Source organism: Rummeliibacillus sp. GQ308 (assembly GCF_059759115.1).
In genome coordinates this window covers 531,270-546,048 of record NZ_JCAXDQ010000001.1, presented here as the reverse complement: position 1 = coordinate 546,048, position 14,779 = coordinate 531,270, and the positions used below count along the sequence as shown (strand labels likewise).

15 protein-coding genes are annotated in these 14,779 nt (G+C 42.1%); 1 reads left to right on the top strand and 14 read right to left on the bottom strand.

Going from position 1 to position 14,779, the window contains the following annotated elements:
• Positions 1-61: 61 nt before the first annotated feature.
• From AC6CHJ_RS02595 to AC6CHJ_RS02570, 6 genes are all read right to left on the bottom strand, one after another.
• Positions 62-1,075: an alpha-ketoacid dehydrogenase subunit beta gene (locus AC6CHJ_RS02595; protein ID WP_498288503.1), complete on the bottom strand. Its 1,014-nt coding sequence runs from the start codon at positions 1,073-1,075 to the stop codon at positions 62-64.
• 12 nt (positions 1,076-1,087) lie between these two features.
• A complete protein-coding gene (pdhA, locus tag AC6CHJ_RS02590) occupies positions 1,088-2,143 on the bottom strand; it encodes a pyruvate dehydrogenase (acetyl-transferring) E1 component subunit alpha (protein ID WP_498287198.1) in 1,056 nt (351 codons plus the stop codon).
• A gap of 18 nt (positions 2,144-2,161) precedes the next feature.
• Positions 2,162-3,304, bottom strand: coding sequence for a Leu/Phe/Val dehydrogenase (locus AC6CHJ_RS02585; protein WP_498287197.1), 1,143 nt, complete (start codon positions 3,302-3,304; stop codon positions 2,162-2,164).
• A gap of 280 nt (positions 3,305-3,584) precedes the next feature.
• A complete protein-coding gene (locus AC6CHJ_RS02580; RefSeq protein WP_066784673.1) occupies positions 3,585-4,040 on the bottom strand; it encodes an Lrp/AsnC family transcriptional regulator in 456 nt (151 codons plus the stop codon).
• Between the two features lie 49 nt (positions 4,041-4,089).
• Positions 4,090-5,445, bottom strand: coding sequence for a sodium-dependent transporter (locus AC6CHJ_RS02575; protein WP_498287196.1), 1,356 nt, complete (start codon positions 5,443-5,445; stop codon positions 4,090-4,092).
• Between the two features lie 204 nt (positions 5,446-5,649).
• Entirely contained in the window at positions 5,650-6,660 is a 1,011-nt protein-coding gene (locus tag AC6CHJ_RS02570) for an NAD(P)H-dependent flavin oxidoreductase (protein ID WP_498287195.1), read from the bottom strand.
• Positions 6,661-6,740: 80 nt separating this feature from the next.
• On the opposite strand from AC6CHJ_RS02570, the gene AC6CHJ_RS02565 reads away from it, so the two are divergent.
• Positions 6,741-7,259 (top strand): gamma carbonic anhydrase family protein, encoded by a 519-nt coding sequence (locus AC6CHJ_RS02565; protein WP_498287194.1) that lies wholly within the window; start codon positions 6,741-6,743, stop codon positions 7,257-7,259.
• 135 nt (positions 7,260-7,394) lie between these two features.
• Here the strand turns inward: AC6CHJ_RS02565 and paaX are convergent, their stop codons facing one another.
• From paaX to AC6CHJ_RS02525, 8 genes are all read right to left on the bottom strand, one after another.
• Complete coding sequence (gene paaX, locus AC6CHJ_RS02560) at positions 7,395-8,285, bottom strand: phenylacetic acid degradation operon negative regulatory protein PaaX (protein ID WP_147194679.1); 891 nt, start codon at positions 8,283-8,285, stop codon at positions 7,395-7,397.
• Positions 8,286-8,356: 71 nt separating this feature from the next.
• Positions 8,357-9,133 (bottom strand): enoyl-CoA hydratase-related protein, encoded by a 777-nt coding sequence (locus AC6CHJ_RS02555; protein ID WP_392994988.1) that lies wholly within the window; start codon positions 9,131-9,133, stop codon positions 8,357-8,359.
• A 96-nt stretch (positions 9,134-9,229) separates the two neighbouring features.
• A complete protein-coding gene (locus AC6CHJ_RS02550; RefSeq protein ID WP_498287193.1) occupies positions 9,230-10,435 on the bottom strand; it encodes an acetyl-CoA C-acyltransferase in 1,206 nt (401 codons plus the stop codon).
• Entirely contained in the window at positions 10,432-11,304 is an 873-nt protein-coding gene (locus AC6CHJ_RS02545; RefSeq protein ID WP_498287192.1) for a 3-hydroxyacyl-CoA dehydrogenase, read from the bottom strand. Before AC6CHJ_RS02545 ends, AC6CHJ_RS02550 begins: the two co-directional genes overlap by 4 nt.
• A gap of 70 nt (positions 11,305-11,374) precedes the next feature.
• The gene (locus tag AC6CHJ_RS02540) at positions 11,375-12,892 is read right to left on the bottom strand and encodes an aldehyde dehydrogenase family protein (RefSeq protein WP_498287191.1); all 1,518 of its coding nucleotides are present in this window, start codon (positions 12,890-12,892) and stop codon (positions 11,375-11,377) included.
• Positions 12,893-12,906: 14 nt separating this feature from the next.
• The gene (locus tag AC6CHJ_RS02535; protein WP_498287190.1) at positions 12,907-13,680 is read right to left on the bottom strand and encodes an enoyl-CoA hydratase-related protein; all 774 of its coding nucleotides are present in this window, start codon (positions 13,678-13,680) and stop codon (positions 12,907-12,909) included.
• A gap of 12 nt (positions 13,681-13,692) precedes the next feature.
• Positions 13,693-14,469: an enoyl-CoA hydratase/isomerase family protein gene (locus AC6CHJ_RS02530; protein ID WP_498287189.1), complete on the bottom strand. Its 777-nt coding sequence runs from the start codon at positions 14,467-14,469 to the stop codon at positions 13,693-13,695.
• A complete protein-coding gene (locus tag AC6CHJ_RS02525; protein WP_066784641.1) occupies positions 14,466-14,774 on the bottom strand; it encodes an EthD family reductase in 309 nt (102 codons plus the stop codon). Before AC6CHJ_RS02525 ends, AC6CHJ_RS02530 begins: the two co-directional genes overlap by 4 nt.
• Positions 14,775-14,779: the final 5 nt, after the last annotated feature.

Here is a 14,779-nt window from a genome sequence, read left to right as displayed (position 1 = left end):
GCATTTATTCTCTTTATAGAAAAATAGAAGACGCCAGGAATTGGCGCCTTCAGCCACACGATTAGAAATGAACAGCCTTTTCAATACTTTCTAATACACGTGCTGGCGTTGGAAGAAAGTCTTCCTCTAATGCAAAGAAAGGCACTGGCACATCAAAGCCTGTAACACGCTCAATAGGCGCCCGCAAATATAAGAAAGATGTATCGTTAATAATAGAGATAATATCATTGCCAAGACCGCCAGTTAAATGAGCTTCATGAACAATAACAGCTCTCCCTGTTTTTTGTACAGATTCCGCAATGATTTCTCGATCGATTGGATAGAGTGTTCTCAAATCAATAATGTCACAGCTGATTCCTTTTTTCACGGCTTGCTGCGCCGCCTTTTCTACAAGGGGCATCATAGCCCCCCAGGCAATCAGAGTGACATCTGTACCTCCTCTCACCCTTTTTCCTTTGCCAATCTCAACTGTATATTTTCCAACCGGCACTTCTTCTCTTTTCGCACGATAGCTCTTCATTGGCTCAAGCATTAATACCGGGTCTGGGTCTTCCATTGCCGCGATCAGCAGCCCTTTTGCGTCATAGGGAGTAGATGGGCAAACAACCTTTATTCCCGGCATATGTGTGAACAGGGATTCTGTGCTATCAGAATGAATTTCAGGTGAACGGATTCCTGCGCCGTATGGGGCTCGAATAACCATCGGCACAGTATAATGCCCCATGGTTCTCATCCGAAGCCGTGAGACATGTGTCATAATTTGTTCGTAAGCTGGATAAATGAAGCCTAAAAATTGAATTTCCGCAATAGGTTTAAATCCATTGACTGCAAGGCCGATAGATGTACCTATAATTCCAGCTTCTGAAAGGGGTGTATCAACAACACGATCAGTACCAAATTTCTCTTGAAGCCCTTCCGTCGCACGAAAAACTCCCCCATTCTTTCCAATATCCTCACCAAGAATCATGACACTTTCATCGCTTTCAAGCAGCGTTTTCATCGCATCATTGACAGCTCCTACTATCGTCAAAAGCTGTGTGGCCGTATTTTCTCGTTGTATCTCCTTAACTTCCATTTCCAAAGCCCATTACCCCCTCTTCAAATGTGCAAGATAGGATTCTTTTTGCTCAGCCAGTTGTGTCGGCATTTCAGCGAAAACATGGTCGAACAAATCTTCCACGTTTGCTTTTGGATAGCTTTCCATCTCTTCAACAGCTGTCTCTACTTCTGCTTTGATTAATGCTTCTATCTCAACAATCCAAGCCTCATCCCAGCAGCTGTTTTTCTTCATAAAACGCTCTAGTCGCACTAATGGATCTACTATCTCTTTCCCTTGGTCTTCCGGACGATATTTTGACGGATCATCTGCAGTTGTATGGGCACCTGTACGCCAAGTCACCGCTTCAATAAGCGTTGGCCCTCTACCGTTTCTAGCATCTTCTAAGGCCTTTTTAGCCTCAAAGTAAACAGAGAAACAGTCATTGCCGTCAATACGTACTCCTGGCATGCCATATGCGACAGCTTTTTGAGCAATCGTTTCAGAATTCATTTGCTTTTCAATCGGAACCGATATGGCATACCGGTTATTCTGATTAAAAAATAAGACAGGTGCTTTTAATACACTGGCGAAATTTAATCCTTCATGGAAATCTCCTTCAGATGTTGCTCCATCTCCAAAATAAGCAATGGCTGCATTCCGCGTCCCTTTACGCATTTCTGCCCAAGCTGCTCCTGCTGCATGCGGCAATTGTGTAGCAATCGGCACAGCAGGCGGAAAAATATTCTTTCCTACAGGGGGAACACACCCCTCTGCTCTTCCATTCCAGTAAAGATAGGTCTCTACCATAGGGGCGCCAAATGTAAGCTTTGCACCGTGATCGCGGTATGTTGGAAACATCCAATCATCCTGCCCCAGTGCTAGTGCACTGCCCACCTGTGAAGCTTCCTGCCCCTCCATTGGTGCATATGTGCCAAGGCGTCCTTGCCGCTGCAAGCTGATCGCTTTTCTATCAAAGGCCCGAATCCGCTTCATATGGTAAAACAACTCTTTTGCTAGCTCTCCATGCAGTTGTTCACAATAGGAAGCGTCTACTACGTTTCCTTCATCATCTATGATTCTTTTGATCGGAAATTGAGTCTCCATAGTACCCTCCTCACACAATTATTTACGAATCGCCCATTTTGGCTTGATAGAAGAAGTGAAGAAGCTGTTTCGCTTTCCTCTGGATGCCATGCGTTGCTCACACATTCGGTTTGCTGCTTCCATCGTAGTGATGCTGTCCAGTCTTGCTTGCTGGTATACTTCAAGAATGGCATCATAAATATGTTTTGTTTTTGCAAGTACACGTTCTTTATTCACACCGTATAATTCATCCGCTACCTGAATGAGACCACCCGAGTTGATAATGTAATCCGGTGCATATAGAATGCCTTTTTCAGTAAGCTGTCTTCCATGCTCTTCAGCAAGAAGTTGATTATTGGCTGAACCAGCGATTGCTTTTACTTTCAACTGTGCAATGGTTTCATCGTTAATAACTCCACCAAAGGCACAAGGAACAAAAACATCTGCTTCTTGTGTATATATTTCATGGCTAGCCACAATAGAAACTGAACCTGGCATAGTTTTTGCTTTTTCTTGTATCGCCTGTAAGCTTTGTTCGTTGATATCTGTCACAATCAAATGAGCGCCTTCTTCCAGTAAGCCTTCTGCTACTTTAAAGCCAACTTTTCCTAAGCCTTGAACGGCATATGTATGGCCGCCAAGACTGTCTCTACCAAAGAGCGTTCTATTTGTTGCTTTGATGCCATAAAGAACACCCATAGCAGTCGGAACAGAAGAATCTCCTCCGCCTCCATAAGCTTCCGGTACACCAACGATACAATTGGTCTCTTTCATGGCATGAATGAAATCTTCCATATTTGTGCCCATATCTGTCCCCGTATAAAAACGGCCACCCAGCGATTCAACAAACTGGCCAAAAGCTCTGAACAATTCAGGTGATTTATCTTTTAACGGATCCCCGATGATAACTGCTTTTCCTCCACCAAAATCAACGTCTGAGGCAGCACATTTATAACTCATGCCTTTCGAGAGGCGCAGGGCATCTTCAAGTGCTTCTTCCACACTGTTATATGGCTGCATGCGGCACCCGCCAAGCGCAGGTCCAAGCGTTGTATTATGAATGGCAATAATTGCCTTCAAGCCCGATGCCGGATCGTTGCAAAAGACCACTTGTTCATGTTTAGACATTTTTTCAAAAAGCGTAAATTCTTCTGTTATTGATTTCTTTTCTACCAGATTCATTTTTATCCCCGCTTTCATTGAATGGTTGACGTCTCTTCTCCACTGTAAGCCCTTTCAAAATAGTGCTAATGAAGATAAATAAATGTAACTTTAATTATAAAAGGTTAGAGTGTACAAATATATATCAAACTGATCTAATTTTCTGAAATTATTTAACATTATGAATATATTTATTGATCAATTACTCCGATTTGTAAGTTCCTTTTACTGCAGTAAAAAACCCCTTTCCAAAGTGAAAGAGGTCGCGAATGAAAGTCTATTATTCTTTTATTTTAAAGGCTCACGGCCATTCTTGCTCAATAGCTGATGGCAAAACTATTTTTTCCGAAACAGGTGATTTTAGCACGATCGATGTATGGATAATACCGTAGTGAATTAGATAATCAATAAGCTTATTTAAATGGTCCACATCATTGACTGCTGCCTTCAATAAATAGTTCACAGTGCCAGTTAAACGGTGACATTCAATGATATCGGGATGGTTTCGAGTCATTTCTTCAAAATCATCATAAAGAACCTTTACTTCACTCACCTGAATGAATAAAAGCAGGTTTCGACCTACTGCATTAGGCAATACTCTTGCTCCAATTTTGTCGATCGTTCCTTTTTCAGTTAACCTTGTAAAACGTTCGGCTACACTTGGCCTGCTGAGGGAGAGTTTTTTTGATAAATCGCTTAGTGTAATTCGTCCATCTTCCTGAAGAATTTTCAAAAGTTGAATATCTGTCACGTCCATGTTATCACCCTCAAACGTTTTATTTTACGCATAGCTTTCTTCTATTCTATTAAAAAAAATAGTCGAAGACGCCAAGAACATCCAAGTAAACAATCACAATCACAACAGGCACAATGTATTTAATCAATAGGAACCATGTAGCAAAAATTTTCTTTCCAATAGATGAGCCAGAAGAAATCTCTTCTACTAATCTTTCTTTTGAAATTTTCATCGGAACAAAAATGGCGATCAACAAAGCCCCCAGCGGTAGAAGCAAATTACTTACAAGATAATCAGCCGCATCAAAAATAGACTTTTTGAAAATCAATACGTCGCTCCACACACCGTATGACAGTGCAGAAGGTACGCCTACAACAAAAATAAGTAGACCGATGATCCATGAATATTTCATCCGTTTGCTGTCATCGCCTTTTGCTAGTACGGCCACAATAATCTCAAGCATAGAAAAAGCAGAAGTTAATGCGGCAAATAAAAATAGGATTAAAAAGGCAAGTAAAAAGACAATGCCAAATGGAATTTGGTTAAAGACTGTTGGCAGCACATTAAATAGCAATACTGGCCCTGCATCTGGTTTCAGACCAAACGAGAAAACAGCAGGGAAAATAGCCAATCCAGCTAACACTGCTACAAGCAGGTTCATGACCACGATGGAAATAGCGGATTGTGGGATACTTTCCTTCTTAGATAAATAGGAGCTGTATGTGACCATGACGGATACCCCCACACTCAAGGTAAAGAATGACTGCCCCATGGCAAATAAGATTGTATCCGAAGTAATCTTTGATAAATCAGGATTAAGAAAGAATTCAAGTCCTTTCATTGATCCTTCTAGTGTTAGAGAACGAATAATAATAAGCAGGAATAAAATAAACAATGCCGGCATCATAAATTGGCTTGCCTTTTCAATACCAGCTGTTACACCCCGTGAAACCACATAAATCGTGATGGCCATAAACAAGAATTGACCGAAAATAGAAAGGAATGGACTGGATATCGTTTCGCCAAATAAAGTCCCATATTGGACTTCTGTTAGACCATTTAAAGCCCCGGTAAAACCTTTATAAATATAAATTAAGATCCATCCGCCTACTACACTATAAAATGATAGCAAGATAAAGCATGTAAAAATGCCAAGCCTTCCAATAAAATGCCATGAAGAGTTTGGCGCTAGTTCCTTATATGATTCTATTGCATCTTTTTGCGTACTTCTTCCGATAATGAACTCTCCAATTAAAAGCGGCAAACCGACAAGCAATGTAAAGAGAATAAAAATGAGTAGAAAAATTCCTCCCCCGCTTGTACCCGCTACATAAGGAAACTTCCAGATAGCGCCGAGCCCAATTGCAGAACCAGCAGCTGCCAGAATGAACCCCAGCTTCGATGACCATTGTTCTTTCTGTTCCAATACTCCACCCCTTCATATTTATTAAACAGGAAAACGCTTACACTTCTCTCTTTTAATCCCCTCTATTGGTATAACGTTTTTCCAACTTCATTTTATCAACCCGTTATATGAAAATCAACATTATTTTCTGAAAATTCTATCACCTATATTCAACAAAATCCGCTCCTTACAAGGGGATATTTTCCTTGTAAGGATTAATCAGTACTATATATCCTTTTCTCCAAGGATAACAGTCGCACCTTGCTTCGCCGCACGAAATCGGATTTCTTTTACTTCTTGTGCTGCAAAATTAAGCTGCTCATCTGCCGATTCCATCATTCTTTCGAACAATTCCTTAACAGTCGGTACATCATCAATTAGTCCTGCAATTTGGCCACTGTTAATAAAGCCATTTTCCATATCGCCTTTCAACGCGCCTTGTATATGTTTATCTTCCGAAGTCCATTCTGTATACTGATCTAACGTCATCCCCTCTTGTTCCTGCTCTTTTAAGCGCTTTGCATAAGGATTTTTTAAAATCCGTCTGACCCTACCAACACTGCGACCCAAAATCATCGTTTCTGTATCCTCTGCTTGGACAAGATGATTCTTGTACGCTTCATGGAATGGCGCCTCTTTTGTTGCAATCAGCCTTGTCCCTATTTGTACGCCGCTTGCGCCAAGTATAAGAGCTGCTGCTAAGCCTCTGCCATCGCCAATCCCACCAGCAGCTAGTACCGGTACATTTACATGCTCCACAATCTGTGGTATCAGTGTAAATGTAGTTAATTCAAGAGAAGAGTTAATCCCTGCTGCTTCGAACCCTTCCGCTACAAGGATATCCGCACCAGCTGCCTCTGCTTTTTGTGCATGTTTAACAGATGCTACAAGTGCAATTACCTTGATTCCATGTTCATGGAGTAGTGGAATGAGTGGTGCTGGATTACCTGCTGATAGTGAAACAAACGGAATTTTATGCTTGATAACCAAATCAATAAGATCTTTTGTATAAGGTGATACGCTTATTGCTATATTTACCGCAAAGCTTTTAGCTGTAAGCTGTTTTGTTTCTAGAATAATCTTTTCTACCTCATCAGGATCCATAGTACCGCACCCAATCGTGCCAAGCCCTCCCGCTTCTGAAACGGCAGCGGTTAATTGGGCATTGCTAATATTGCCCATCCCCCCTTGGATAATAGGATAGTTTATTTGAAGCAATTCACAAACATCTATCATTTTTTCTCCTCCCTTTGAAATTATGTTATAATAAATAGAATAGAAAAACAATTTAGAAAATTACTGACGGAGGGTATGCTATGATTATTGCTTTTAACGGGAAAAATCCGCAGCTCGAAGAAAATGTATTTATTGCACCTGGCTCTCAACTGATAGGAGATGTCCATGTCGGCTCAGAATCGACCATTTGGTTTAATGCTGTGCTTCGCGGCGACGAAGGCTCCATTACAATAGGTAAACGATGCAGCATCCAAGATAACTCAACCATACATTTGTATGAAGGTTCTCCGGTTGTCGTGGAAGATGAAGTAACGGTTGGCCATAATGTTATTTTGCATGGCTGTAAGGTGGGGAAACGTTCAATTATTGGCATGGGGTCCACCATACTAGACAATACAGAAATCGGTGAAGAGTGCATTATTGGCGCCAACACTTTAATTCCGAGCGGCAATAAAATTCCTCCTCGTTCACTTGTGGTTGGCTCACCTGGTAAAGTGGTCCGCGAACTAAATGACAAAGACCTTGAACTCATTCAGTTATCTATTGATACGTATGTGCAAAAAGGATATGACTTTAGAAAAGCTTTAGAGCAAGATTAAATTATGTTAGCACCCAACAGACATCTAACTATCAGCTAGTAGTAAATAGTATGAACCAATGGGTTAAAAGATGCCTTGGATATATTTTATATACTAGTAGATTGAAAACCCAGAAAGCTTTTCGTTTTCTGGGTTTTACTTTGGATTCTCATTGACTAGATATGGATGATGCGCTGCATTATACGTTTTGTCTTTACGACGCATATCATTATCCTCACTGAATACTTCTTCAAAAAATCGGCTGGCTGGCTCTGCCAGTAATTTGTAGTATTGGCTGAATAGAAGTGAGGCATGGTCACCATTCCACAAAGGAGGTAACAACTCTTTTGGCAATCCCGGGTCGGTAAATAGAAATTTACGGTATTCATGCACTAGGTTCGCCCGCGCAACAAAACATTCCGCATCTGTCATTTGCCCAGTTGCCATAGCACTTTGGTGGATAATATATCTTTTGCTATATGTTGCAATAAACTCTTCATACTTTCCTTCAATCTCTTGTAGCGGCCAACTTTTTTCGACAAGTGCACGGTCTTCATTTGGCCCTTTGTAATCTGAAACAAAGAAATCAACATACTCGCTTATTTCATATTTTTCAACTAGCATCTTCACTTCTTTTTCAAGATCGTTTGGTGAAATCCAACAGCCACTTGAAAAGCTCCCGAAACCACTCCATAGTAGCTCTTTGCGTAATTCATCACGGATTAACCTTTTTTCTTCTGGAATGGTATACATCAGCATGCGCCATTTGCCATCCCATGAATGTGCCTTTAACTTGAAAATCCGGTGTGCTGCTTCTTCCATACGCGCTTCTCCCCGTGGCGTAAGGTAATAATAGCTTTTGTTCCCCTTTTTTTCGGATACAATCCAGCCCTGCTTCACCATTCGAGAGACAGCAACTCGAACGGATTGCTCATTATGTCCAAACTCTTTCAATACACGAATTAAACTGCCGATCCATATTTTATTTCCGTAATGACGAATATAGTCGCCATAGATGGTGAAAATCATTGATTGTGTATTCGCCATTTCATTCCTCTCTTTCTTCTTTTTTCGACATTTCTTTATTTTCTTATTATAACGTTAATTTGATAGAATGCCTACTTGCCGATATACTCTGGTTCCCTTTTTTCACTAAAAGCCTGTAGTGCTTCTAAGCGATCTGTTGTTGGTATCGTAAGTTCATACGCTTTAGCTTCAATAGCTAGACCTGTTTGTAAGTCTGTATTCATTCCTTGTGTGATAGCATATTTGGCTTGTTTTAAAGCAACAGGACCATTTTTCATCATATCTACCGCCAATTGTTCACAGGTACTCATTAATTCCTCTTTCTTCACTACTTGCAATACAACCCCCATGGACAATCCTTCTTGTGCTGAAAATTTCTTGGCGGTAAAAATGAGTTCCTTCGCTTTCATTTCCCCTACTAATCTAGGCAGGCGCTGTGTTCCACCTGCTCCTGGTATGATGGCCCAGCTTGTTTCAGTCAAACCCATTTGCGTATCTTCTACTGCGATGGGGAAGTCACAAGCAATCATCAATTCAAATCCACCGCCCAGTGCATAGCCATTGACTGCTGCAATGGTTGGCTGTGGGAGGCTCGCAATGCCATTGAATACATCGCGAATTGCTTTTACATTTCGTCGGACTTCTGCTTCGGTTAAATGTTTGCGCTCTTTTAAATCAGCACCTGCGCTAAATGCTTTATTGCCGGCACCAGTAAATATGACTACTTTAACCTCTGGGTCAATCGAAATTTCATCTGTAACTTCTTGTAAGCATTTAAGAGTCTCATAATTAAAACAATTAAGAGATTCTTCCCGATTAATAGTTACATAAGCAATATTATTTTTCTTCGTATATAATACGGTCGACATACTACCATTCCTTTCTATTAAAAAGACTGTCCGTCTTTTGCCCACGCTCTTACATAAAAGAGCATGGGGCTTGAAGGGACAGCCTATTTACAACGTTTATTCATTGTAATTTTCTACAATAGCTGCAATGCCTTGACCGACACCAATACACATTGTGACCAATCCGAATTTTTCGTTTCGCCTTTTCATCTCATAAAGAAGTGTTGTCAAAATACGAGCCCCACTAGCACCTAATGGATGGCCAAAAGCGATGGCTCCTCCGTTGACATTCACTTTATTCGAATCTAATTCTAGCTGGCGAATGCATTCAATTGACTGGGAAGCAAAAGCTTCGTTCAACTCAATAAGCCCGATATCATTTACAGTCAGGTGTGCTCGTTTAAGCGCTTTTTGGGTTGCGTAAATTGGGCCAAGACCCATAACGGCCGGTTCTAGCCCCGCTGTAGCTCCTGTTATATATTTGGCGAGCGGATTTACATTTAGCTCTTTCGCTTTTTCCGCGCTCATAAGCAGCAATGCAGCTGCCCCATCGTTTACCCCAGATGCATTTCCCGCTGTCACAGTACCACCTTCAAAAAGTGGCTTTAGGTTTCCAAGCTTTTCAAGTGTTGTCTCTGGACGCGGATGTTCATCACGGTCAACAACCATTTCACTTCCTTTGCGGTCCTTATATACAACCGGAACAATCTCTTCCGTAAAACGATTTTCTTCCAATGCTTTTTTGGCCCGTTGCTGACTTTCATGTGCAAATGCGTCTTGATCCTCACGAGAAATGGCATAGCGCTGCGCAACATTTTCTGCCGTTTGCGGCATCGAGTCTGTTCCATACATTTCATGTAGTACAGGATTAGTAAAACGCCAGCCGATTGTTGTATCTTGCAGTTCCATATTTCCCCGTGGGAACTCCTGATTTGGCTTTGCCATGACTAATGGCGCTCGTGTCATGCTTTCTGTACCGCCTGCAATAAAGATATCTCCTTCGCCTACTGAAATTGCTCGTGCAGCATACATCACAGCATCTAAGCCTGAGCCGCACAGGCGATTAACCGTGGTGCCGCCGACCTCTACTGGAAGACCTGCAAGTAGGGCTGCCATTCTTGCCACATTGCGGTTGTCTTCTCCAGCTTGGTTCGCGTTGCCTAATACAACTTCTTCAATCTGTTCTGGAGGGATTGCCGGGTTTCGCTCAAGCAATGCTTTAATGACAACTGCTCCAAGATCATCCGGCCTGACATCCTTTAATGAACCTTTATATCTACCAATTGGCGTACGGACTGCATCTACAATAACGACTTCTCTCATTTTTTTATCAGCTCTTTTTGATCAGTATAGTCATACACGCCTCTTCCACTTTTGCGGCCAAGCCTTCCCGCTTTCACATACTGTTCAAGAAGTGGTGCAGGACGATATTTTTCACCTAGCTTTTCATGCAAATACTTTAAGTTGTTCAAACGGACATCAAGGCCCACAAGATCAACTAATTCAAAGGGACCCATTGGATAATTCAATCCAAGTTTTATCGCTTTATCAATCTCTTCAGGCGTGCCGAGCCCTTCTTGTAACATATAGAAGGCCTCATTACCGACTAATGCACTGATCCGACTTGTCACAAACCCAGGGAATTCATTAATGACAACGGTCTCCTTCCCCATTTTTTCAGCGACTTCTCTAATTACAGATGCTGTTTCATCGCTTGTTTCTAGCCCGCGGATAATTTCAACGAGAGGCATTTTATGTACAGGGTTGAAAAAATGCATCGCAATCGTTTTATCCGGACGCTTCGCATAGGAAGCAATCTCTGTCGGGCTCATAGTAGAAGTATTTGTTGCGAAGTAGCAATGCTCTTGGGCATGCTCCTCCATCATTTCAAATACTTGTTTCTTAATAGCTGCTACTTCTGGTACAGCTTCAATCAGTAAATCAGCCCCTGCCGCGACGAATGCTAAGTCTGTTTCAAAATGTAAATTTCCACGAGCCTGTTCTGCTGCCTCTACAGTGATATGTCCACGGGAGATGCTTTTTTCAAAAATGGTCTCAATCTCTTTTTTTGCATTATGCAATGCCTCTTCGCTTACATCTGCAACTGTGACAGAGTATCCGCCAAGTGCTCCAACATAAGCAATTCCTCTGCCCATGACACCTGAACCAATGACGCCAATGCGTTTGATCATATTTTTCTCCTCCTTTATGCAGGAAAACGGACAAGAGATCATGGTCACCTGTCCGTCTTCAATAAATAGTTTAAACGCCTAATGGATTAAGGGGACGGCTGCCATAGTAAGATAGGATACTCTTTGTTTCTGTGTAGAGATCCAGTGACTCAATACTTAGCTCACGGCCAAAGCCTGACTGCTTGTATCCGCCAAATGGCGTTCCCGGAAATGCAGAGAACGGACAGTTGACCATGACAATGCCTGCTTGAATCCCGTTGGCTACACGTGTTGCTTTGGCGCCGTCTTTTGTCCAAACCGCAGAACCGAGACCAAATTCCGTATCGTTCGCCAGCTTAATCGCTTCTTTTTCATCTTTAAACTTCATGACAACAACAACAGGTCCAAAGATTTCTTCTTTTACTGCTTTCATATCATGATTTACATTTGCAATCACAGTTGGTTCATACCAGAAGCCATTTTCAAAGCCTTCAGGTTTTGCCACATGCCCTCCAGCAAGAATTTCTGCGCCATCTTCCACCGCAGATTTTACATAGCTGTCAATTGTGTCAAGCTGACGTTGGTCGATGATTGCCCCCATATGTGTACCTTTATCAAATGGATCGCCCAGTTTAATAGCTTTTGCCTTTTGGACGAACTTGCTCATGAATTCCTCATATATATCTTCTTGCACATACAAGCGTGAACGTGCTTCGCAAGATTGTCCGCTATTATAGAAAATACCAAACAATGATCCATCAACTGCCGCATCAATGTCTGCATCATTAAAGACAAGATTAGGCGATTTGCCTCCAAGCTCAAGTGTCACGCGCTTTAATGATTGCGATGCTTTGGCCATAATGTTTTTCCCAATTGGCGTAGAGCCTGTGAATGCAACTTTATCCACTTGTGGATGACCCACTAGATAATCGCCCACTTCAGCACCTGATCCTGGAATAATATTCACAACGCCTGCAGGAACACCTGCTTCTAGGCAAATTTCGCCAAGGATAATCGTTGTAAGTGGTGTAAGCGAAGCAGGTTTAACAATAACTGAACAGCCAACAGCAATCGCCGGTGCCACTTTCCATGCAGCCATCATCATCGGGTAATTCCATGGCGTGATTTGGGCACAAACGCCGACAGGTTCTTTTTCTGTATAGTTATGGAATTGTCCAGGCACATTATTGACCGTCCCGCGGTGGCCGACAATCGCGCCTGCGTAGAATTCAAAATCTTCAATGGCTTGCATAACCTGTCCCTGTGCAGCATGGATAGACTTACCTGTATCAAGAATTTCTAGTTCCACTAGTTCGTTGAAACGGGCACGCATAATAGAAGCAATCTTATTCAATACTTGTGCACGGCGGCCGACAGGGTACTTCTTCCATTTACCGTTATCAAATGCTTCGCGTGCAGCAGATACCGCTCGATCTGCATCCTCTTTTGAAGCTTTTGCTACTTCAGCTACCAATTCGCCGGTTGCAGGATTGTATACTTTTATCGTTTCGTCACTGCTGCTTTTTACCTTCTCTCCGTTAATGATTAAATGGTAAAAATCTCGTTTCATTGCTGCTTGTTCTACCTTGATTTCTTGAGTTGTTGACATCTATTCCACTCCTTTTATTTTCCTAGGAAAACTGGTTTTCTCTTCTGCATAAACGCATCAACGCCCTCACGATGATCAGCTGTCAAACCAGCGATCCGTTGTCCTTGGGCTTCACGTTCAAGATATTCGTCAAATGAAAGTGTGCTTGCCTCTTTCAGTGACCGTTTGATTAAGCCCATTGCCTTTGTCGGCATAGTTGCAAGGCGGGCTGCAAATGTGTGTACTTCATCAGTAAATGTTTCTGCTGTATAAACTCTATTAGCGAGACCAAGCTCAACAGCTCTCTCTGCTGGTATTTTCTCACCCAGCATTGCTAACTCAGCTGCTTTTCCTTCACCTACAAGCTTCGTTAGGAAATAAAGATTGCCTGAATCCGGTATGAGCCCAACATGTATAAAAGCATTAACGAAACTAGCATTCTCAGAAACTAAGCGAAAATCACAAGCAAGCGATAGAGAAAATCCAGCACCAGCGGCAACTCCGTTCACGGCTGCTACGATGGGCTTTTCGCATCGCCTCATCTCTTTTACCATTGGTCCATAATGCGATCTTAAAATATCTCCGTGATCCATCGTTTCATCTACTTCAGACAAATCTTGGCCGGAACAAAACGCTCGCCCTGCTCCTGTGATTACTATTGTCCGGACTTCTTCATCTCGTGAAGCTGTCTTAACGGCATCTTTGATTTCACTGTTCATCCTTGCTGTAAACGCGTTAAGTTTGTCAGGTCTGTTCAACGTGAGCCAGGCAACTCCATCTCTTACATCATAATGAATGGTTTCAAACATAGATGCAGCTCCTTATCTACCTTTATATTCTGGTTTTCTTTTTTCTACAAAAGCATTCATGCCTTCTTTTTGATCCTGTGAAGCAAAAAGAAGATAAAAATTTTTTCGTTCATACTGCATGCCCTCGTATAGTGGATAATCGACAGCCTTATTGACTGAATCCTTGATCAGACGTAAAGAAAGTGGTGGCTGTTTTGCAATCTTGGCCGCAAATTTCAATGTTTCTTCCATTAATAATTCCGGGGAAACAATTTGATTAATCACACCATGTGTTAAAGCATCTTCTGCTGGAATCCTCTCTCCTGTCCAAAGCCACTGAAGCGCTTTTGTTCGTCCTGCCAGCTTTGTCAGCCTTTGAGTCCCACCTGCTCCAGGCATAACACCGAGTGATACTTCTGGGAAACTAAATTCGGTGCCAGAAGCCGCGATTAAAAGATCGCAGCATAACGCAAGCTCAAATCCGCCGCCAAATACAAACCCTTTCACAGCTCCAATGATAGGCTTTTTTATGAGTGAGAGGCGGTCCCAATCGGCAAACTGGTTTAACAATTCCAGCCGAATCGGATCATCCTCCGCCATTTCATCTATATCAGCGCCAGCTGAGAAAGAGTGACCCTTTCCGGTTAAGACAATCACCTGCACCTCTTCATTTCGGTCAAATAACTCCATTGCTTCCACGACTTCACTGACCATTTTTCGATTAAGAGCATTTAACTGGCGGGGGCGGTTTAACTCTATGACCGCCGTTCCGCCTGTTATAAATGTGTCGATACAGTCAAAAGCACTCATTCTACTTCCTCGCCGATCATCAATGTTACAAGATCACCTGCAAATCCCATTAAATCTTTTCCGGAAGCTTTCCCTTCATCCGATTTCATGCCACTTTTCAAATCTTCCATGCTGTCATAAATCATTTCGCACATGAGATAAAGATCTGGTTCACCGCCTGCCATCACATTTTTAGTAAATCTCGTTACTTTCATTTCACGAAGACCTGGAATTTTTGCTGTAACGGGTCCGTGAACATTAAAATAATGCTCATCAAATTTCTCTTTGTCTTTCGGTTGTTTGTATAATGCCACTACTTTTGCCATTCTAA

Excerpts from the sequence above, each read along its gene's own strand:
- AC6CHJ_RS02595 (WP_498288503.1), bottom strand. The coding sequence starts at position 1,075 with ATGGAAGTTAAGGAGATACAACGAGAAAATACGGCCACACAGCTTTTG.
- pdhA (WP_498287198.1), bottom strand. The coding sequence starts at position 2,143 with ATGGAGACTCAATTTCCGATCAAAAGAATCATAGATGATGAAGGAAAC.
- AC6CHJ_RS02585 (WP_498287197.1), bottom strand. The coding sequence starts at position 3,304 with ATGAATCTGGTAGAAAAGAAATCAATAACAGAAGAATTTACGCTTTTT.
- AC6CHJ_RS02580 (WP_066784673.1), bottom strand. The coding sequence starts at position 4,040 with ATGGACGTGACAGATATTCAACTTTTGAAAATTCTTCAGGAAGATGGA.
- AC6CHJ_RS02570 (WP_498287195.1), bottom strand. The coding sequence starts at position 6,660 with ATGATAGATGTTTGTGAATTGCTTCAAATAAACTATCCTATTATCCAA.
- AC6CHJ_RS02565 (WP_498287194.1), top strand. The coding sequence starts at position 6,741 with ATGATTATTGCTTTTAACGGGAAAAATCCGCAGCTCGAAGAAAATGTA.
- paaX (WP_147194679.1), bottom strand. The coding sequence starts at position 8,285 with ATGGCGAATACACAATCAATGATTTTCACCATCTATGGCGACTATATT.
- AC6CHJ_RS02555 (WP_392994988.1), bottom strand. The coding sequence starts at position 9,133 with ATGTCGACCGTATTATATACGAAGAAAAATAATATTGCTTATGTAACT.
- AC6CHJ_RS02550 (WP_498287193.1), bottom strand. The coding sequence starts at position 10,435 with ATGAGAGAAGTCGTTATTGTAGATGCAGTCCGTACGCCAATTGGTAGA.
- AC6CHJ_RS02545 (WP_498287192.1), bottom strand. The coding sequence starts at position 11,304 with ATGATCAAACGCATTGGCGTCATTGGTTCAGGTGTCATGGGCAGAGGA.
- AC6CHJ_RS02540 (WP_498287191.1), bottom strand. The coding sequence starts at position 12,892 with ATGTCAACAACTCAAGAAATCAAGGTAGAACAAGCAGCAATGAAACGA.
- AC6CHJ_RS02535 (WP_498287190.1), bottom strand. The coding sequence starts at position 13,680 with ATGTTTGAAACCATTCATTATGATGTAAGAGATGGAGTTGCCTGGCTC.
- AC6CHJ_RS02530 (WP_498287189.1), bottom strand. The coding sequence starts at position 14,469 with ATGAGTGCTTTTGACTGTATCGACACATTTATAACAGGCGGAACGGCG.
- AC6CHJ_RS02525 (WP_066784641.1), bottom strand. The coding sequence starts at position 14,774 with ATGGCAAAAGTAGTGGCATTATACAAACAACCGAAAGACAAAGAGAAA.